General features: G+C 62.3%; 19 protein-coding genes. 12 read left to right on the top strand and 7 right to left on the bottom strand.

Features of this window, described 5'->3' with window-relative positions; all coding sequences use genetic code 11:
- On the top strand, positions 1-411 hold a 411-nt coding region (locus VIM98_RS08605; RefSeq protein WP_331992682.1), incomplete at its 5' end, for an alkaline phosphatase family protein.
- 50 nt (positions 412-461) lie between these two features.
- On the top strand, positions 462-2,078 hold the full coding sequence (locus VIM98_RS08600; RefSeq protein WP_331992681.1) for a multicopper oxidase: 1,617 nt from the start codon (positions 462-464) through the stop codon (positions 2,076-2,078).
- A gap of 96 nt (positions 2,079-2,174) precedes the next feature.
- Here the strand turns inward: VIM98_RS08600 and VIM98_RS08595 are convergent, their stop codons facing one another.
- From VIM98_RS08595 to VIM98_RS08585, 3 genes are read right to left on the bottom strand one after another with little or no spacing between them, the layout of a single operon-like run.
- Positions 2,175-2,759, bottom strand: a complete 585-nt coding sequence (locus tag VIM98_RS08595) for a histidine phosphatase family protein (protein WP_331992680.1) — start codon at positions 2,757-2,759, stop codon at positions 2,175-2,177.
- Between the two features lie 8 nt (positions 2,760-2,767).
- Positions 2,768-4,561 carry a M14 family metallopeptidase gene (locus VIM98_RS08590; RefSeq protein ID WP_331992679.1) on the bottom strand — a complete coding sequence of 598 codons (1,794 nt, stop codon included), beginning with the start codon at positions 4,559-4,561 and terminating at the stop codon, positions 2,768-2,770.
- The gene (locus VIM98_RS08585; protein ID WP_331992678.1) at positions 4,558-5,226 is read right to left on the bottom strand and encodes a DUF502 domain-containing protein; all 669 of its coding nucleotides are present in this window, start codon (positions 5,224-5,226) and stop codon (positions 4,558-4,560) included. Before VIM98_RS08585 ends, VIM98_RS08590 begins: the two co-directional genes overlap by 4 nt.
- 120 nt (positions 5,227-5,346) lie before the next feature.
- On the opposite strand from VIM98_RS08585, the gene VIM98_RS08580 reads away from it, so the two are divergent.
- Positions 5,347-5,868: an RNA polymerase sigma factor gene (locus VIM98_RS08580; RefSeq protein ID WP_331992677.1), complete on the top strand. Its 522-nt coding sequence runs from the start codon at positions 5,347-5,349 to the stop codon at positions 5,866-5,868.
- Positions 5,869-5,870: 2 nt separating this feature from the next.
- The gene (locus tag VIM98_RS08575; RefSeq protein ID WP_331992676.1) at positions 5,871-6,521 is read left to right on the top strand and encodes a serine/threonine protein kinase; all 651 of its coding nucleotides are present in this window, start codon (positions 5,871-5,873) and stop codon (positions 6,519-6,521) included.
- A gap of 2 nt (positions 6,522-6,523) precedes the next feature.
- Here the strand turns inward: VIM98_RS08575 and VIM98_RS08570 are convergent, their stop codons facing one another.
- Together VIM98_RS08570 and trxA are read right to left on the bottom strand one after the other, a co-directional pair.
- Positions 6,524-6,976 carry a DUF4442 domain-containing protein gene (locus VIM98_RS08570; protein WP_331992675.1) on the bottom strand — a complete coding sequence of 151 codons (453 nt, stop codon included), beginning with the start codon at positions 6,974-6,976 and terminating at the stop codon, positions 6,524-6,526.
- A gap of 121 nt (positions 6,977-7,097) precedes the next feature.
- Positions 7,098-7,961, bottom strand: coding sequence for a thioredoxin (gene trxA, locus VIM98_RS08565; RefSeq protein ID WP_331992674.1), 864 nt, complete (start codon positions 7,959-7,961; stop codon positions 7,098-7,100).
- A 120-nt stretch (positions 7,962-8,081) separates the two neighbouring features.
- On the opposite strand from trxA, the gene VIM98_RS08560 reads away from it, so the two are divergent.
- The 8 genes from VIM98_RS08560 (at position 8,082) to nadD (ending at position 16,604) form a co-directional block, all read left to right on the top strand.
- Entirely contained in the window at positions 8,082-8,720 is a 639-nt protein-coding gene (locus tag VIM98_RS08560) for a paraquat-inducible protein A (protein WP_331992673.1), read from the top strand.
- A complete protein-coding gene (locus tag VIM98_RS08555) occupies positions 8,717-9,343 on the top strand; it encodes a paraquat-inducible protein A (protein WP_331992672.1) in 627 nt (208 codons plus the stop codon). The genes VIM98_RS08560 and VIM98_RS08555 overlap by 4 nt, the downstream gene beginning before the upstream one ends.
- On the top strand, positions 9,336-11,000 hold the full coding sequence (locus VIM98_RS08550; RefSeq protein ID WP_331992671.1) for an intermembrane transport protein PqiB: 1,665 nt from the start codon (positions 9,336-9,338) through the stop codon (positions 10,998-11,000). Before VIM98_RS08555 ends, VIM98_RS08550 begins: the two co-directional genes overlap by 8 nt.
- A complete protein-coding gene (locus tag VIM98_RS08545) occupies positions 10,997-11,617 on the top strand; it encodes a PqiC family protein (RefSeq protein WP_331992670.1) in 621 nt (206 codons plus the stop codon). Before VIM98_RS08550 ends, VIM98_RS08545 begins: the two co-directional genes overlap by 4 nt.
- Positions 11,618-11,781: 164 nt before the next feature.
- Complete coding sequence (gene leuS, locus VIM98_RS08540; protein ID WP_331992669.1) at positions 11,782-14,415, top strand: leucine--tRNA ligase; 2,634 nt, start codon at positions 11,782-11,784, stop codon at positions 14,413-14,415.
- Positions 14,416-14,420: 5 nt separating this feature from the next.
- On the top strand, positions 14,421-14,945 hold the full coding sequence (lptE, locus tag VIM98_RS08535; protein WP_331992668.1) for an LPS assembly lipoprotein LptE: 525 nt from the start codon (positions 14,421-14,423) through the stop codon (positions 14,943-14,945).
- A 10-nt stretch (positions 14,946-14,955) separates the two neighbouring features.
- Positions 14,956-15,969 (top strand): DNA polymerase III subunit delta, encoded by a 1,014-nt coding sequence (gene holA, locus VIM98_RS08530; RefSeq protein WP_331992667.1) that lies wholly within the window; start codon positions 14,956-14,958, stop codon positions 15,967-15,969.
- Between the two features lie 2 nt (positions 15,970-15,971).
- Positions 15,972-16,604: a nicotinate-nucleotide adenylyltransferase gene (gene nadD / locus VIM98_RS08525; RefSeq protein WP_331992666.1), complete on the top strand. Its 633-nt coding sequence runs from the start codon at positions 15,972-15,974 to the stop codon at positions 16,602-16,604.
- Between the two features lie 168 nt (positions 16,605-16,772).
- Here the strand turns inward: nadD and msrB are convergent, their stop codons facing one another.
- Together msrB and VIM98_RS08515 are read right to left on the bottom strand one after the other, a co-directional pair.
- Entirely contained in the window at positions 16,773-17,390 is a 618-nt protein-coding gene (msrB, locus tag VIM98_RS08520) for a peptide-methionine (R)-S-oxide reductase MsrB (protein ID WP_331992665.1), read from the bottom strand.
- Positions 17,391-17,408: 18 nt separating this feature from the next.
- A complete protein-coding gene (locus VIM98_RS08515; RefSeq protein WP_331992664.1) occupies positions 17,409-19,124 on the bottom strand; it encodes a cytochrome c biogenesis protein DipZ in 1,716 nt (571 codons plus the stop codon).
- Positions 19,125-19,145 lie beyond the last annotated feature (21 nt).

Below are 19,145 nucleotides of genomic sequence, written 5' to 3'. Positions count from 1 at the left end.
GCGCTGGACGGTGTGGGTGCATGCGATGCGCGCGACACCCTGCCGGGCGTCAACAACGGCACGCGTCATGCGCAAGGCCGCTGCGGTTACGGTCCGCGCCTGCCATTGCTCGTCGTCTCGCCCTGGGCCAGACAGAACTTCGTCGACCATAACGTCTCCGACCAGAGCTCGATCACGCGCTTCATCGAGGATAACTGGCTGGGCAGTAAGCGCCTTGGCGGTGGCTCGTTCGATGCGGTGGCGGGTAAGATCGACACCATGTTCGATTTCCATCAGCCGTTCATTTTCGAGCGCAAGCTGATCCTGGACGAGCAGACCGGTCAGCCGCAGCGTCCGTGGTGGTGGCCTTTCCCGTTCAATGCGCCCGAAGCGTGGAATCATCGGCTGCACCAGAACGTCAAGCTGGGCTAATGCATGACTGCAAGCTGTAAAGGAACACGTTCGACAAGGATATCCGCATCTTGGATTTGACGCGGCGTCGTGTGCTGAAGATGACCGCGCTCGGCCTTGCGGCCGGCGCGGTCCCCGCACGCCTGTTGGCGCACGACATGAAGATACCGGCCGGCGAGATGGTTGGCAGTTCGCTGTGCAAGCACGCCGCCACCGTGCCGGAGAAATTGCCGCCGCTGCTCGATCCGGCGCGGCTCACACCTTTTGTCGATCCCCTGCCGATACCGCCGGTACTACGCGCCGCGCACGGTGAGACCCTGCGGGTTGCCATGCGCGAGACCGAGCAACGGCTGCATCGGGAGCTCAAGCCGACACGCGTGTGGACGTATGGTGGCTGTATGCCTGGGCCTACGTTGGAGATGCAAAGCGGCCAACTGCTACGCGTGGCGTTTCCCAACGAGTTGCCGGCCAGGCATTTCCTGCCGATCGATCGCCATATCCATGGCGCGGAAGCGGATCGGCCGGAAGTGCGCGCTATCGTGCATCTGCATGGCGGCCGTACACCTACCGCGAGCGATGGTTACCCGGACGATTGGTATGTGCCGGGCAAGTCGCGGGTGCACGATTATCCGAACAAGCAGGATGCCGCCACGCTCTGGTATCACGACCATGCGATGGGTATCAATCGTCTGAATATCTACGCAGGCATGTTCGGCCTCGCCCTGGTTCGCGACAAGCACGAGTTCGCTTTGAACCTGCCGCGGGGGGAGCAAGAGATTCCGTTGGTGCTCTGCGATCGGTTGATCACCGAAGACGCCCAGCTGTACTACCCGGTGTCCGGCCAACCCGATACGCCCTGGGTGCCAGAGGTCTTCGGTAACGTCATGCTGGTCAATGGCGCCTTGATGCCCCATCTGAATGTGCAGCCACGGCGCTATCGATTCCGTGTGCTCAATGCGGCCAATGGGCGTTTTTTCCGTTTGAGCTTGCGTGGACACAAGCCGTTCGTGCAGATCGGTAGCGATCAAGGTTTGTTGGCGGCGCCCGTCATTCAGACCAGCCTGTCGCTGGCACCGGGGGAGCGTGCCGATTTGGTGATCGATTTTGCCGGCATGGCAGGGCAAAGCATCGAGCTGATGAACGACGCTTTGCCGATCATGCAGTTTCGGGCCGGCAGTGCTGCGGCGCGCGATACCAGCCAGGTGCCGACGAAGCTGCGCGATGTGCCGCGTACGCCTGAGTCAACGGCGGTAACGACGCGAGTACTGACTCTGGACGAATATTCCGACTGCACAGCCGAGCCGATGCTGATGTTGCTCGATGGCAAGCGTTGGCACGAACCAGTTACGGAACGTCCCAAGTTGGGGTCGACCGAGATCTGGAGCCTGGTCAATCTCACCGAAGATACGCATCCGATCCATCTGCATCTCGTGCGCTTTCAGGTGCTCGATCGCCGTCCGTTCGATATCGACACCTGGATGGATTCCAGGACGCTTCGCTACAAGGGAGCGGGGCAAGTGCCGCCGGCGCACGAACTGGGTTGGAAGGACGTGGTGCAAGCCTATCCCGGAATGGTCACGCGCATTATCGTGACATTCGACGGCTATGTGGGACGGTATGCGTGGCATTGCCATCTGCTCGAGCACGAGGCGAACGAGATGATGCGGCCGTTCGAGGTGGTGGCGTAGTGTCTTGTCCACCAAGAAACGAGTGGGGGGGAGCGAGGGGATAGAGAGCGGCCTGGACGTGCCGCGCCTTCCGCTCTTCCTGCTCCTCACGCCTGTTCACGCGCTTCCGGGGGACAGGTTCCACCGCTTCAACACACGACTCTCCCGTTCATATCCCAATACGCTGATCGTCGCCGTATCCAGCAGCAGATGGGCCCCCATGGAGGCTTGTCCGGTCATCCAGCACCCAGCGAGCACGCGTAAAAAATGCCCGTGCGAAAACAGCACAATGCGTCCTGCATTCAAGGCGAGCAGGCGATCGATCAATGCGTTGGCACGCCTCTGGATCTGCGCAAGGGTCTCGCCATTAGGCGTCGGTGCATTCCAAACCGTCCAATCGGGCACGCTCTGCCGGATATCCGCCGTAGTGCGGCCTTCGTAGTCGCCATAATTCCATTCGTGCAAGTCGGGCTCGATACTTGCGTCATCGCCAAGACCCGCTTCGCGACAGGTAGCGATGGCGCGTCCCATGGGGCTGGTGAAGACGCGATCGAAGGTCTGCGCGGCCAACGCGGATGCGAGCGAGCGTGCCTGTTGGATGCCATGCTCCGTCAGCGACACGTCGGTGCTGCCGGTATGCCGACCGGACCGACTCCATTCGGTTTCGCCGTGGCGGATCAGCCAGATTTCCAATGTGTTCACATGCATTCCTAATGCGACTCGCTCATCAATGTCTTGGTCTGGTCGGCATTCAGCCGCAGCACCGGATACGCGCCGACATCCTGCGCGGTGTACCAGGGGGACCGTTGGAAGAAATAGAACAGCCGCGCGTTACCGTCTTTGGCGAATGCCGGGTCTTCCTTGAGTTTTTGTTCGAACGCAGCCTTCAGTGCCGGATCTTTCGCCATCATGTCGCGGGCAAGCTTTTCCAGCACACGTGGTTCTCCGTATTCTTTCGGCTCGAAGATCGCGTCGAGATAACCCCAGTGCAGCAGCGAATCCGGAGCCTGCGGCTCGAGCAACTCGATCGCCACGTTGGCGGCGCGCTGGTTCAAGGGCACGATCGCCGACCCGGCAGGCAGCTCGACCTCCCGTGTTGCGGGCGTCAACGCAAAGTCACGTAGCATCAGGTGGCCTTCGAAAGGCTTGCTGGCCCACTGCGGGCGATCGAGCTGATAACTTGCGGCGGCGATCTTCTGCGCATGGTCGAGACGCCGATACGCAATGCCGTGCGCATCGAGCCTGGCGAGCACGTCGGTCCATTGGGCAGGTATTGCATAGGCCGCCGGTGGCGCCACGGAGATATCCGGTAGCAGACCGTTGCGGTTCTCGATGCTATAGGTCTTGGGTTTGCTCGGGTCGTATTGAATCCACTGCGTATCGGAAATGTCGCTATGGGTAAGCGAGAAAGCATAGCCCTTGAGCGCATAGGGCTCCGGCTTGGGATCGGCTTTGAAGGTCAACGGCACGCTCGCGCCGGCATCGTCCGCGCGGGCGACTACCGCGGCATCGGCCTTGCGATTGACGGCCAGCAGCGCGGCAGGGTCGCGGCCGATATTTTCCAGCAATAGTTCGACCAGGTCGTACGTGCCGCGCACGCGCACCTCGTACGGCTTGAGCATATGCGTTTCGATCAGCAATGCCGGGCGGTTCTGCAACGCGACGTAACCGGTCGAGAACCGCGGGCCGGAACCGAAATTCTCAATGCCCTTGCGCGGGTCGCGGCCGTCCACGAACTCCAGGTAAATCGAGGCCAGGTGACCGCGCTTCTCGTATGCGGGTAACGCCTGATCGACGATCAGGTGCTTTTGCCAGGCCGCCACACCAGGATCGAGCTTGTGCGGATCCTCGGTGTACCAGGTCAGGTCGTATTGATAGTCGGCGCCGTCGGTAGTGTGTACGTCGACGAAGAAGTCAGGTAGCCAATGCTGCCAGAGCTTGAGCCAAGCCTGGATCTCGGGCGCATCGGCCTTGATGTAATCGCGATTGAGATTGAGGTATTGCGCCTGACCGCGAAAGCCCATGCTGTCCGGACCGTTCTGGTTGATGCGGTGGTACGGGCTGGCATTTTCGTGCCCGTCCACACTGAATACCGGGATATATATCAGCACCGCATGGTCCAGCAGATGGGGCAGCTTGCCGGCCACGGCAAAGTCGCGCAGCAGCATCAGGCCGGCATCCTTGCCTTCGATTTCGCCGGGATGGATGCCCGCCTGCACCAGCACGACCGGTTTGTTCGACGCTCGCGCCGCCTCCGGCGAGAACGTACCGTCAGCGCTGGCGATGACCGCTACCATCGGACGGCCCTGCGGACTGGTTCCATATTGCTCAAGCTTGAGTTTGCCGGGCGCGGCGGCAACCAGGCGATCGAGATAGGCCAGCGTATCGGCATAACTCGGTGTGGTGCGAAAATGCGCCGCTTCGGCGGGTGTGGTCCAGTCGGTCGCCTGGATCGTTGGCGCCAGGCTAAGCAGGGCAAGCAAGGCAAGCGGACACAGCTTCATTCACGGTTCTCGGTAGCGGATAGGGAGGGCGAAGCGGGCAGGGTATCGGGTGCGACGGCTCCGCCAGAAATGATGAAAGCCATGGCCTGGTCCATAGTCCAGTCGGTCGGCGTCAGTTCGTCGACCGGTACAAGCTCCAGATAGCCGCCGGTGGGGTTCGGTGTGGTTGGGATATAGACCGCGGCGATTTCGCGCCCGGTACCCTCTTCGATCATGACGCGCGTGACAAAGCCAAGCACTTTCATGCCATTGCGCGGAAAATCGACCAGTACCACTCGCTGGAGGCCCGAAGGCTTCTGCTGCAGTACTGCCATCAGCTTTTTGGTGCCGCCATAGATGGTTTGGACGAGCGGAATGCGTGCCAGCAGACCGTCGAAGGCCTGCAGGAGGCGTTGGCCGACCACACGCGTTGCCAGCCAGCCGAGCAGGTACATGGCCACGACGGTGATCAGCAAGGCCAGTACCGGCGTGACCCAGCTATCGTGCAAGGCCGCCGTTACGTCCTGGGAATGCGTCGAAGCCGCCCTGAGCAGGGCGGAGACCAGCGGTGTGCCGATACCGGCGAGCAGCCCGAAGACGAACTTGAAGACCGCCCAGGTCACCCAGAGCGGAATGAAGGTCAGCAGGCCGGTAATCAGGTAGCGTTTGATGCGCAGGTGCGTCATGGGGAAGTTTGCCGTACCGGGGAAGCCGCCATTGTAGGGGCTTGGCTGCCTGCCGGCGTCCTGTGATTTTTTTCCGTGAGCTGCGAATTATCGATGGTAAGAGGCAAACGATGAGGGCTCATGGCCAGGCGGATCGACCAGCACGAATTTGCGACAAGGTTGCGGGAGCACCGTGGCCTGATCGTCAAGGTCGCGGGCATCTACGCCTCTACGCTCGAGGACCGGCTCGATCTGGAGCAGGAGATCAGCGTGCAGATGTGGCGGGCGTTCGGTAGCTACGACGAGAGCAAGGCTAAGTTTTCCACCTGGCTTTACCGTATCGCCCTTAACGTGGCGATCTCGCAACGGCGCCGCCGGCGCGACGATGCTCGCGTCGAACCGCTGGAAGCGCATCATCTCGCCGACCTTGCCCAGGACGCCGATGGCGAGCCCGACGAGCGCCTGACGGCTTTGTATCGCTTCATCGCCGCGCTCGATGCGCTCAATCGGGCGTTGATCCTGCTTTATCTCGAAGATCGCAGCTATGCGGAGATCGCCGAGATTCTAGGCATCAGCGAAACCAATGTTGCGACCAAGATCAATCGCATCAAGCAGAAGCTGCGCGGGCAAATGACCGCAGCGGACATGTTGACGAGGGCATGAACATGGAACTGGATGACTTCAAGCAGGCCTGGCAGATGTTGGACCGTCGCCTGGAACAGCAGCACGCTTTCAATGTGCAGATTTACCGCGATAGTCGGTCCGATAAGATGCGGCGGGGATTGCGGCCGCTGGTTTGGGGGCAGGCGATCCAGCTGATTGTCGGCCTGGCCGGTGCGCTGTTTTTCGCGCCGATCTGGATAACGCACTGGCGCGAGCCGGCGATGCTGATCGCCGGGCTGACGATGCATCTGTATTGCATCGGCATGATCGTGCTCGGTGCGATGACGCTGGCGCAGATCGCACGCCTGGACTATGCCGCACCGGTGTTGCTGATCCAGCGGCAGTTGTCCCAATTGCGCAAGACCTACGCGATAGCCGGCGCATGCGTGGTCGGCTTGCCATGGTGGTTTCTGACAGCGCCGCTGCTTGTCGTGCTCACCCGTGGAACCATCCTGGTCTTTGCGCCGTCGGTCGTCTGGATACAATTAGCGGTCGGCGTGCTGGGCTTGCTGGCGACGGTGTGGTTCTATCGCTGGTCGCGCGATCCGGACCGTGCCGTGCTGGCGCGCAAGATCGATGAGAGCACGGTGGGCGGCAGCTTGCGTCACGCACAGGCCGCGCTCGACGAGATTGCCCGCTTCGAGCACGAATGAAACTAGCGGGCGCGAGGTTTCAGTCGGACATAGAGTTGCTTGCGTACCTTGGCGACTAGTTCACCGGCGGCGGTGCGAATCTCGGTCTCGAACCATTCCAGCACTTTTTCGCCGCCGGCTGCTGCCGCTCGCAGACGCTCGATAGCCGCATCGTCCATGGAGAAGTCGGCATACACGTGGCTTCGTCCCGGCGCGATAAATTCAATCTCGCCGGCTTTGTCCCAGACGTAGTAATCCGGGCCCAGCCGGTGCATCGCCAGCAGCATGAACATGGGGTCGGCCATGGCGAACAGGTTGCCGCCGAATTGCGAGCGGACGTAGTTGCGATTCCACGGGCGCAGCTTCAGCACCACTCGCGCTTGTCGCCAGTCGTCGCTAAGAGCGAGTACGCGGATGCTGTTGAAGAAATAGGGCGGCCACAGGTTCATCAGGTGGCGGAGGGTGGAGGCGCGCATGGTCGGTCGGCTGGAGGGGCAGGACCGGAGACTACCATACGCATGAGTATGTTTCATGCCGACTGGCCCGGCCTGCGGCTGAAGCCGCTCCTGGATCGGGAGCGGCTCAAGGCGCTGTTATCTAGAAGACAAGCGAAGCCATTCGCCGCCGATACCGCCCCACCAGATCCGTATCGTCCAGGGTGCTGAAAGCCGCGAGCAAGCGCTTCTTGGCTTGCCCATCGCGCCAGTCGCGAGCCTTTCCAAGGATGGTCAGGAATTGCTCCAGGCCCTCGGCGGCTTCTCCTTCCAACAACAGTCGCACGCCGAGCAGGTCACGCGCCTCCCAGTCGCCAGCGTCGGCTTCGACGCGTTGGCGCAACGCCGCCAATGTTGGGGCGCCATCGAGCGAGCGGGCCAGCTCGAGTTGATTACGCAGGCGTACCGCTCGTGCGTCGGTAGCCAGATTCGCGGGCAGGGCAATCAGTTCGGCCTCGGCTGCATCGGCTTGGCCATCGCGCATCAGCGCCAGCGCCAAGTCGAGTTTCAATTCGGGGCGGTCCGGTGAGGCGATGACCTCCGCGCGCAGACGCGCGACCGTGTCGGCAGCGGTTTCCGCCGGCGCTTCCTCGACATCGTTGGCTGCGCCGTCCAGAGGCTGGACGTGCCGCGAGAGGAATTCGCGCAACTGCCCTTCCGGCAGCGCACCAGCGAAGCCATCGGCGATTTGCCCATCCTTCACGAGCATGACCGTAGGAATGGAGCGGATGCCGAACATCGCAGCCAACTGCTGGTGCTTGTCCACATCCACCTTGCCAAGGCGGAATGCGCCGTTGTACTCGGCGGCGAGCTTTTCCAGCATCGGCCCCAATGTCTTGCAAGGGCCGCACCACTCGGCCCAGAAATCGATCAAGACCGGGACTTCCAGCGAGGCTTGCAGCACCTCCGATTCGAAATTCTCCTGGCCGACGTCGAAGACATGGGTGGGGGCGGTGGCGCTGGTCACTTCTGAGGCTCCTGTTCGATGCCGTAGACAATCTGGGCGGTACACAGCATATCAAGAGCCGGTGACCGGCCCGTCATCGGTTTGCCCGCCGGTCATCAATATTTGCGAGAATCTTGCGCCATGAGCGCACCCGATCCGGCCCTGGACGGCAAGGACACCTACAATCTGATGATTTGCGAGCACTGCGATACCGTTCATCGCAGACGCGAGCTTGCACGCGGCGAAACTGCGCGCTGCCGGCGCTGCGACGCGATCCTGGAGCGCCATCAGGCGATCGGTACGCGCGGGATGCTGGCCCTGGTACTGACCGCCATGGTCATCTTCGTGCAGGCCAATATCTGGCCGATCGTGACCTTGGGCCTGAATGGACAGATGATCAGCACTACGCTGTGGGGCACGATCATCATGATGTGGAACGATCATTCCCAGGTAGTCGCGGTACTGGCTGCCGCCACGCTGTTCTTCTTTCCCCTGGTCAAGATGCTCACGCTCGGCTGGGTCTTGTTCTTTGCCTATCGCGGCAAGCGTGCGCCGGGTTTCGTAGCCGCGATGACCGCATTGCACTATGTCGGGCCCTGGACCATGAGCGAAGTGTTCGTGCTCGGCGCATTGGTGGCCATTGTCAAGGCGCATGCGTATTTTGAAGTGGTCCCCGATCCGGGTATTTTCGCTTATGCAGGGTTGATGGTGATGATCACCGTCTTCGCCGGTGTGGACATGCGTCGCCTGTGGGACCTGACCGAGGCGGAGCCCGCATGAGCACTCTGCCGCGAGCGCACGAATTGGGGCTGATTGGCTGCCATGTCTGCGGTCTGGTCTGCCGCGATCGGCCCGACCTGGACGATGCGGCTTGTCCACGCTGCGGTGCGCCGCTGCATCGGCGCAAGCATGCCAGTTACATGCGTACATGGGCGTTGCTGATCACCGCTTTCATTTTCTATATCCCCGCCAACGTGTTGCCGATCATGCGCACGGCCAGCCTCGGCGACATCGATGACAATACGATTCTGAGCGGTGTGATCGAACTGTGGGTCAAGGGCTCGCCGGATCTGGCGATCATCGTTTTTACCGCCTCGATCGTGGTGCCCATGCTCAAGTTCCTGGCGATGAGCGTGCTGCTGATCAGCTCGCAACGGCAAACGGCCTGGGCGCAGCGCCAGCGTGCCAAGCTGTATCGGCTGGTGGAATTCATCGGCTACTGGTCGATGCTGGATGTTTTCGTCGTAGCGTTGCTGACCGCCCTGGTGCAGTTCGGCATCTTCAGCCTCGTCGAGCCTTTGCCGGGCGTCGTGTACTTCGGCCTGACCGTGGTGCTCACGATGCTTGCCTCGATGAGTTTCGATCCTCGTTTGATTTGGGACAGTAAGGAAGCCAATGACTGACCACACGAAGTCGCAAGGCGAGGGTGGGCTGCCAGAGCCGACGGTGCGCAAGCGTCGTCGCCTGAGCGCCTCGGCGATCTGGTTGCTGCCGATCCTGGCGGCCCTGGTCGGCTTGTCGCTGGTCATCAATGCCTGGGTCAAGGCCGGTCCGACCATTTCAATCAGCTTCCAGACCGCTTCGGGCCTGGAGGCCGGCAAGACGCCAGTGAAATACAAGAACGTGGTGATCGGCAAGGTCAGCACGATTCGCCTGAGCCAGGACCGCAGCCACGTCATTGTCAAGGTAGAGCTGGAAAAGAGCGCCGAAAACTTCGCCACCAAAGACACACGTTTCTGGGTAGTGCGTCCGCGCATCGGCCTGGGTGGCGTTTCAGGCATCGACACCTTGCTGTCGGGTGCATTCATCGGCGCGGATGTGGGCGAGTCGAAAGACAGGCAGGACGAGTTCACCGGCCTGGAAAACCCTCCGGCGATCACCCACGGCGCACCTGGAAAGAGTTTCACCTTGCATGCGGACGACCTGGGTTCGCTGGATATCGGTTCGCCGATCTATTTCCGCCGTATCCAGGTCGGGCGCGTGGCGTCCTACCAGCTCGATCGCGATGGCAAGGGCGTATCGCTGCAGATTTTCATCGACAGTCCGAACGACAGCTTCGTGACCAAATCCAGTCGCTTCTGGAATGCCAGTGGCGTGGACGTACAGTTAGGTGCGAACGGGCTCAAGCTCAATACGCAATCGCTGGCGACGGTACTGGCCGGCGGCGTAGCCTTCCAGGATCCTTCGGGGCCGCACGATGCCACGCCGGCGGCGGAAGATGCCCAGTTCCAGTTGTTCAACGATCAGGTCACCGCCATGGCACCGCCGGATGGCGAGCCGCGCTATATCCGCATGCGATTCGATCATTCGTTGCGCGGGCTGGCGATCGATGCGCCGGTCGAATTCCAGGGCATCAATATCGGCCGCGTCGTTTCGATCAACCTCGATTACGACGAAAAGACTCAGCGTTTCCCATTGGTGGTCGGCGCCGTGGTCTATCCGCAGCGCCTCGGTCGCGTGCACGATAAGCTGGTGGCGATCGCGCAGGCGCGTGGCGAAGATGCCGACCTGGCGCAAATGATGGGTCAGCTGGTCGCGCACGGTCTGCGCGCGCAGGCTCGCTCGGGTAACCTGCTTACCGGCCAGCTCTATATTGCCCTGGATTTCGTGCCGAACGCGCCGAAGGTGGAATTCGATGCCAACGCCAAGCCCTTGCAGATTCCGACGGCGCCGGGCAGCTTCGACAAACTGCAGGAGCAACTGGGCGTGATCGTGGACAAGGTGCAGAAGATTCCGTTCGACAGCATCGGCAAGCACCTGGATCAGACGCTGGCCGAACTGGATAGCACCTTGAAGCAGGTCAACGGCAAGACACTGCCGGCCTTCAACGACACGCTCAAGGGGGCGCAGCAGACGTTGGGCACGGCCAACAACGCTTTGTCCTCCGATTCGCCGTTGCAGCAGAACCTGGGCGATACCTTGCAGGAACTGCAGCGTGCCGCTCGCTCGCTGCGTGTGCTCACCGATTATCTGGGCGGCCATCCGGAGGCCCTGATCCGCGGCCGCAAGGCCGACTCCGCGCCGCCGCCGGCTGCGCCAGCCAAAGGAAGCAAGCCATGATTCGCCTCGGATACCGCATCTTGGCATTGGGTTCGGCCGTCGCGCTCGGCGCTTGTGCTTCGGCGCCGCTGCATTACTACACTTTGGTGCCGCCTGCGGGCGGTTACGCGCCCACGGCCACCCAAGCGGCGATCGCCTCGCAGCCGGCAGCCTTCAAGTTCGAGCTTCTGCCGGTCGGCGTTCCTGCCCAGGTCGACCAGCCGCAGCTGGTCGTCCGCAGCGGCGACCAGGGCATGCAGGTGCTCGAGGGCGAACGCTGGATCGCACCGATGGCCGACGAGGTGCGCGGCGCACTGTCCGCCGACCTGGCGCGCACGCTACACACCCAGGACGTGACCGGGCTGCCGGCAGGGGATACCCCGGTATTGCGGATCAAAGTGGATGTGCGCCGTTTCGATTCGGCACCCGGCAATTATGCCCTGATCGATGCGGCCTGGAGCCTGCGTACGCTTAAAAGTGGCCAGACGCTGTCCTGCACTACTGAGGTCACCGCCCAGGTGGGGGGCGGTTACGCGGCCCTGGTGCAGGGACACCAGCAATTGCTGGCCCAATTGGCCGACCGTATCGCTACTGCGGCCGGCCCGTTCGCAGCAGGGCAGGTCGCGGCCTGCCCTTGAGGCGCCGCTCTCCGGTGCCTTCCCGCGAGGCAACCACACCCTGGCGATGCCGCGCCAGACTTGGCTGCGGACGCCTGCTCGGCTAGTCTGCTACGTTCCCCGCGGCGCGCCGGCAGACCGCCTGCCGAGCCAAGCCGCGCAAGCAACTTCGGCGCCCAAGACACATGCAGGACATCCAGGAACAGAGTCAGGAAACCACCGCCGGCTACGACCCGCAGACGGTCGAGGCGACGGCCCAGCGCTATTGGGCCGATACGCATGCATTCGAGGTGAACGAGGCTTCGGATAAGCCGAAGTATTACTGCCTCTCGATGCTGCCGTACCCCTCCGGCGCATTGCACATGGGCCATGTGCGCAACTACACCATCGGCGACGTGATCAGCCGCTTCCAGCGCATGAATGGCCGCAATGTGTTGCAGCCGATGGGTTGGGACGCATTTGGCTTGCCGGCGGAAAACGCCGCGATCAAGAACAACACTGCGCCGGCCAAATGGACTTACCAGAACATCGAGCACATGCGCGGGCAATTGCAGCGCATGGGCTTTGCTTATGACTGGTCGCGCGAAGTCACCACCTGCAGGCCCGAGTATTACCGCTGGGAACAGCTGATGTTCACGCGGTTGATGAAAAAGGGCATCGCCTATCGCAAGAACGCGGTGGTGAACTGGGATCCGGTCGACCAGACCGTCCTGGCCAACGAGCAGGTGATCGACGGCCGTGGCTGGCGCTCCGGTGCACTGGTGGAAAAGCGTGAGATTCCACAGTGGTTTCTGAAGATCACCGCGTATGCGCAGGAATTGCTCGACGGGCTGGACACGCTCGATGGCTGGCCCGATGCGGTCAAGACCATGCAGCGTAACTGGCTGGGCCGTTCCGAAGGCCTGGAAATCCATTTCGCCGTGCAAGGCGAGGCCGAGCCGCTGACGGTTTTCACGACACGCCCTGACACGCTGATGGGCGTGACGTTTGTCTCCATTGCCGGCGAGCATCCGTTGGCGCAGCAGGCCGCCGCGAACAATCCGGCGTTGGCCGCGTTTCTGGCGGAACTCAAGCATGGCGGTGTATCCGAGGCCGAGCTGGAAACCCAGGAAAAACGCGGCATGGCCACCGGCCTGTTCGCGAACCATCCGGTCAGCGGCGAGCCGGTGCCGATCTGGGTGGCCAACTTCGTCCTGATGGGCTACGGCACCGGTGCGGTGATGGCCGTCCCCGGCCATGACGAGCGCGATTTCGAGTTCGCCAGCAAGTACGGCTTGCCGATCAAACAGGTGATCGCCTGCGAGGGCGAGACCTTCGATGCGGGCCGTTGGCAGGATTGGTACACGGACAAGACCCGCGCCGACATGCGCGTGGTCAATTCCGGTGCGATGGATGGAAAGAACTACCGCGAAGCGTTCGAGTTCCTCGCCGATACGCTAGGTGCGTCCGGGAAGGGCGAGCGCCGGGTGAACTGGCGCCTGCGCGACTGGGGCGTCAGCCGCCAGCGCTATTGGGGTTGCCCGATTCCGGTGATTTATTGCCCGAGCTGCGGCGCAGTGCCGGTGCCGGAAGATCAACTTCCCGTGGTGCTGCCTGAGGACGTCGCTTTCTCCGGGGTGGTCTCGCCGATCAAGGCCGATCCGGCGTGGCGCCGGACGACGTGTCCCGCGTGCGGCGGTGCGGCCGAGCGTGAAACCGACACCTTCGATACCTTCATGGAATCGAGCTGGTACGTCGCGCGTTACACCAGCCCTGGCGCGAAGGCGATGGTCGATGAGCGCGCCAATTACTGGATGCCGGCCGACCAGTACATCGGCGGTATCGAGCACGCCATCTTGCACCTGCTGTATTTCCGTTTCTACCACAAGCTGATGCGCGACGAGGGCATGGTCTCGAGCGACGAGCCGGTGAAGAACCTGCTTACGCAAGGCATGGTGATCGCCGAGACCTTCTATCGCGAAGAGGCCAACGGTGCCAAGCACTGGTACAACCCGGCCGACATCGATGTGCAGCGCGACGATCGCGGTCGCGTCACCGGAGCGGTGCTGCGCGCCGACGGCAAGCCGGTGGCGATCGGCGGCATCGAGAAGATGTCCAAATCGAAGAACAACGGCGTCGATCCGCAAGCGATGGTCGACAAGTTCGGCGCCGATACCGTACGCCTGTTTGCCATGTTCGCCTCGCCGCCGGAGTTGTCGCTGGAATGGAGCGAGGCCGGCGTCGAAGGTATGGCGCGATTCCTGCGCCGCTTCTGGCGCGAAGTGACCGCACATGCATCGGGTCCGGATCATGCGGATGTCGATCCGGCCGCACTCGATGCCGGGCAGAAAGCGCTACGCCGTCAGGTGCACGAGACCATCCAGAAAGTCGGCGACGATTTCGGCCGCCGCCATGCCTTCAACACCGCCATCGCGTCCTTGATGGAGCTGCTCAACGCGCTGGGCAAGTTCAGCGACGACAGCGAGCAGGGCCGGGCAGTGCGTCATGAAGCCCTGGAAACCATGGTGCTGTTGCTCAACCCGGTCGTGCCTCATGTCAGCCATGCCTTGTGGCAGGTGCTGGGGCATCCGGAAAGCCTGCTGGAAGACCGGCCTTGGCCCAAGGTCGACGCATCCGCCCTCGTTCGCGATTCGTTGACGCTGGCGGTTCAGGTCAACGGCAAATTGCGCGGTACCATCGAGGTGTCCGCCCAGGCCTCGAAGGACGAGGCCGAGGCTTTGGCCCGCGCGCATCCGCAGGTGGCCGCCTTCCTCGAAGGCCAAACCGTGCGCAAGGTGATCGTGGTGCCGGGCAAGATCGTCAACATCGTTGCAGGATGAAATTCATGAGCCGCATGTCCAAAGCCTTGTTGCTGCTGTCCCTGCTTGCACTGACGGCATGCGGATTTCATCTGCGTCGCGGTGCGAGCCTGCCGCCGAGCATGCAGCGCGTACATATCGTCGGTACCGGCGATCTGCAGCGCAGTCTCAGCCGTTCGCTGGCCGCGTCCGGTGTCACGGTCGAGGATCAATCGGGGACGGGCATTGCCGAACTCAATATCCCGGTGGCGGCCTTCACCACCGATACGCTGACCGTCGGCGGCGATGCGCGCGTGACGGAATACGCCGTGCATTACAACGTGCAGTTCAGCGTCAATGACATGAACGCTTTGCCGCTGCTGCCGCCGCAGACCATCAACATGTCGCGCGAGTTCAGCTACGACGCCTTCAACACGATCGGTAACGCTTCGCAGATCGATCAGATCGAGCGCAGTCTGATCGACGACATGGTGCAGGCGATCCTTTTCCGTCTGCAGGCGGCTGGCAAGCATCAAGAAGCGCCTGTCACGCCGGCTAGCGAAACGCACTGAATCGCTAGTCATGCCGCTCAATCCCGCGCAATGGCAGAAGTCGCTGACCGGAGACAGTTTGCGGCCGGTGTACTTGCTGGCCGGCGAGGAACTACTGGTACTCGAGGCCGCCGATGCTCTGCGTGCGCAGGCGCGCAAGCTCGGCTATGCCGAGCGCGAGGTGCTGGAGGTCGGCAGTCATTTCGATTGGAACGATCTGGCTCGCGCTGCTGCGGGGATGTCGCTGTTCGCCACCCGCCGTCTGCTCGACCTGCGTTTACCGACCGGTCGCCCGGGCACGGAGGGCGCCAAGGCTATCGGCGAATTCTGTGCCGCGCCGCCGCCGGACGTAACCCTTCTGATCACGGCGATCGATTGGAGCAACAAGCACGAAGGGGTCTGGACCAAGCACGTCGATGCCGCCGGCGCGCTGGTGGTGTTCAACGCGCCGCGGCCGAACGAGTGGAATGCATGGATCGGTGGACGCCTGGCCTCGCGTGGCTTGCAGGCGACCGCCGATGCGGTAGCGCTGCTAGCCGAGCGCGTGGAAGGTAATCTGCTGGCCGCCGCCCAGGAAATCGACAAACTCGCAGTACTCCACACGCAAGGCGGTCGCATCGATGCGGACGAAATGGAGCACCTGGTCGCCGATAGCGCACGCTACGATGCCTTCAAGCTCACCGATGCCGCTTTTGCCGGCGAGGGCGGTCGCGCTCTGCGCATCCTGGCTGGCCTGCATGCCGAAGGCGATGAGCTGATCGCATTGATGGGGTGGCTGGTCAATCAGTTGCAGTTGGCGCTACGCCTGGCCAATGCGCACGATTTCGCCGCGCAGGCGCGTGCAGAGCGTTTGTGGCCGGCACGTGAACAGCTGTTTCGCAAGGCGCTGCGCCGTGCACCGCGCGAGCACTGGCTGCAATGTCTGGCGCGCGCCGCGCGCATCGACCGCATGGCCAAAGGGCGTGAAGGTGGCGATCCCTGGTTAGAGGCCGAGCGCCTGATTGCTTCGATTGCCGAACCGCGCGCGGCGCACGCGATGGGCTGAAGATGAAACCCTTGGCCTTGTTCGGCGGCACGTTCGACCCGGTCCACCTGGGTCACCTGAGTGTGTCCTGGGAGGCGGCTGAATTGCTCGACGCCGAGGTGCGCTTGATGCCGGCCCACGTGCCGCCGCATCGTCATGCACCGACCGCGTCGGCAGCACAACGTGTGGCGATGTTGCAAGCCGCCCTGCAAGGCCAGCGCCGACTGACGCTGGATACACGCGAGCTGCGGCGCGAAGGTCCTTCCTACACCATCGACACCTTACGCGAACTGCGTGCCGAGCAAGGCGAGCGGCCGCTGGTACTGCTGCTGGGTGCCGATGCGTTCGCTGGCCTGCCGAGCTGGCATGGTTGGCGTGAGCTTTTCGATTATGCGCATATCGGCGTGCTGAATCGGCCGGGGATCGACGTGGCCTGGTCGGTGGAACTGGCGTTCGAGATCGCGCCGCGCCGTGTGGAGGATGTCCAAGTGCTGCACGATCTACCGGCAGGCAAAGTCGTTGAGCTGGAAGTGACGCCCTTGGAGATTTCGGCCACGCGCATCCGGGAGTTGCTTGCCGATGGACGCGATCCGCGTTATTTGCTGCCGGCAGGATTGTTCGACGACCCGGCGCTGTTGGCACCGTATCGGCAGTGAGGGGTGAGCCGCCCCACCTCCCATTTCTTCCCAGGAGTGAATGCAGAGAAGCGAGGAGTAAGAGGGAGATGGCTCTGGAAAGCCTGGCTGGTTCGGCGCTCTCACTCACTGCTTACTCCTCCTCACACGCCCCATAAGACCCAGCGAGGCTCGGGGTGAGAGGACTATTCAACTCACCTTGCGTGGCACAAACCGCAACGCCACCGAATTCATGCAATAGCGCAATCCGGTTGGCCGTGGGCCGTCATCGAATACATGCCCCAGATGGCTATCGCATCCGGCACAACTGATCGCTGTCCGCTCCCAGCCGAAGCTGTTATCGCGCCGCTCGATCACATTCTCCTTGGCGATCGGCTGCCAGAAGCTAGGCCATCCCGTTCCCGAATCGAACTGTGTGGCTGCGTCGTACAGCGCTGTATCGCAGCCTGGGCAGCGATACAGCCCAGGCACGGCCGGCTTTTCATGCGGACCGCTGAAAGCACGCTCGGTACCCTCTCGCCGCATCACATAGTAAGCATCGTCAGAAAGACGCTCATGCCACTGAGCATCCGTCAGAACCAGCTTCTGCACATGGCATGGCCCTAAGCGTCGACCGTCGTCGTCTGCAAAACATTGCAACAGGACATCTTTGCCGGCGGCAGGTTGGGGTGGCAACGCGGCGACAGGCTTCTTGTCCTGTGCAAACAGCTGCAGCGAAGCCAGGCCGCCGGCCACCAACGCGCCGCCACCGACCAGTGTGCCGAGAATGAAGCGGCGGCGGTCCGCACGAAACGATGTGTCACTCATGATGTACCTCTTGTTTGCTCAGCCGAAGGTAAAGGCGTAGGCCTTCACACCCGGATCGAGGAACTCGATCTCGAACAAGCGCTCGCCACTGCCGTTGGCTTGTCGGATCAACTGATACAGGCGCTGTTTGGTGACGGTGCCGTTGCCTTCGGCATCGATATCCGAACCGTGGTCCTGCATCGGGGCCTTGCCGTCGATACGTATACGGAAACGCACCGGCTTGCCTTTGTCGCCAGGGCCAAGCACCAGATGCAGATCACGGCCACGGAACCGGTAGACGATGCGACCGCCCGCCTTGTCGAGCTGCGCGTCTTCTTCATGAACAGTCCAGCGACCGTCCAGCGTCCACTGCCCGCCTTCCAATATCGCCGGCGCCGTATAAGTCCAGCTATCGTCGTGAGCGATGCGACCCGCGAAATTGGCGGTGCGCGCGTAACCGACATAGGTCTCGGGCGAACGGCTGTAGTCGCCTGAGCCGGCTGCCTCCGCGCCCTTCGCATTGGGTTGCACATGACCACCAGGAAGATTGGTATAGCCAGCCTCGGTCAGCAGTTGACGGATAACGTCCTCGCTCTGTTCGTACTCGCCTTCGCCGAAATGGTGATGCCGTATCTGCCCTTTCGCGTCGATAAAGTAATGCGCCGGCCAGTATTCGTTGCTGAAGGCTTTCCAGATCGCGTAGTCGTTATCCAGGGCAACCGGATAGGAGATATCGAACTTCTTGACTGCGTCGCTCACGTTGCTCGGAATCTTTTCGAAGGCGAACTCCGGTGAATGCACGCCGATCACCACCAGGCCGTGATCCTTGTATTTCTCCGCCCAGGCACGCACGTAGGGCAGCGCGCGAATACAGTTGATGCACGAATAAGTCCAGAAATCGACCAGTACCACCTTGCCGCGCAGCGAGGCCGCTGTCAGCGGAGCGCTGTTGAGCCATTGCGTGGCGCCATCGAGCGAAGGCATCGTGCCTTCCACCGGCAAAGGCTCGCCTGCTTTCGGTGCGGGTTGCGGTGCGGGTGCGGGGCGTACCCATTCGACCAGCCGCTGCTCGAGGCCACCGGTGCTGGCCAACGAAACACGTGTGAGCACGCCGGTATCCAGTCCCAAGGCAATTGCCGCGACGCCCGCCAGTACCAGTACACCCAGCGCGCGCCGCACCCATTCGCCGGCACCGAGCGAACGCTTCATCAGCGCGAAAACCTTGCCGCCGATCGCCAAGGCCAACGCCAGCGATGTCGCGGCACCCGCCGCGTAGGTCAGCAACAGTAGCGTGGTCTGCACGCTCGCGCCGTTCAGTGCCGCGCCAGTCAATAGCAGGCCGAGGATCGGGCCGGCACAAGGCGCCCAGAGCAGGCCAGTGGCGATACCGAGGCCCGCCGCCGAAAATACCGAGTCATGCTCGTCTGAGCGCTGCGACAGGCGATTACCCAAGGCGACGAAGGGACGTGTCAGCCATTCGGCGATATGCGAGGAGATCAGAGTCAGGCCGAGCACGGCCAGGACGACCATGGCTATCACTCGGCCATATTGGTTGGCATGGATCGCCCAGCCGCCGCCGATCGCGGCAAGCGTGGCCACGAGAGCAAACGTCAGTGCCATACCTATAAGCATCGGCAGGCCGCTGCGCATGAAAGGCCGATCGGCACGTGCAAACACGAACGGAAGTACCGGCAGGATGCACGGGCTGAGGATGGTCAGCGCACCGCCCAGGTAGGCGAGAAACAGGATAAGCATGGAGCATGTCCTTCGAACGAT

This window comes from Dyella sp. (assembly GCF_036568765.1).
Classification (GTDB): domain Bacteria; phylum Pseudomonadota; class Gammaproteobacteria; order Xanthomonadales; family Rhodanobacteraceae; genus GSA-30.
The sequence above is the reverse complement of the archived record's forward strand: the minus strand, read 5'-3'. Positions and strand labels throughout refer to the sequence as shown.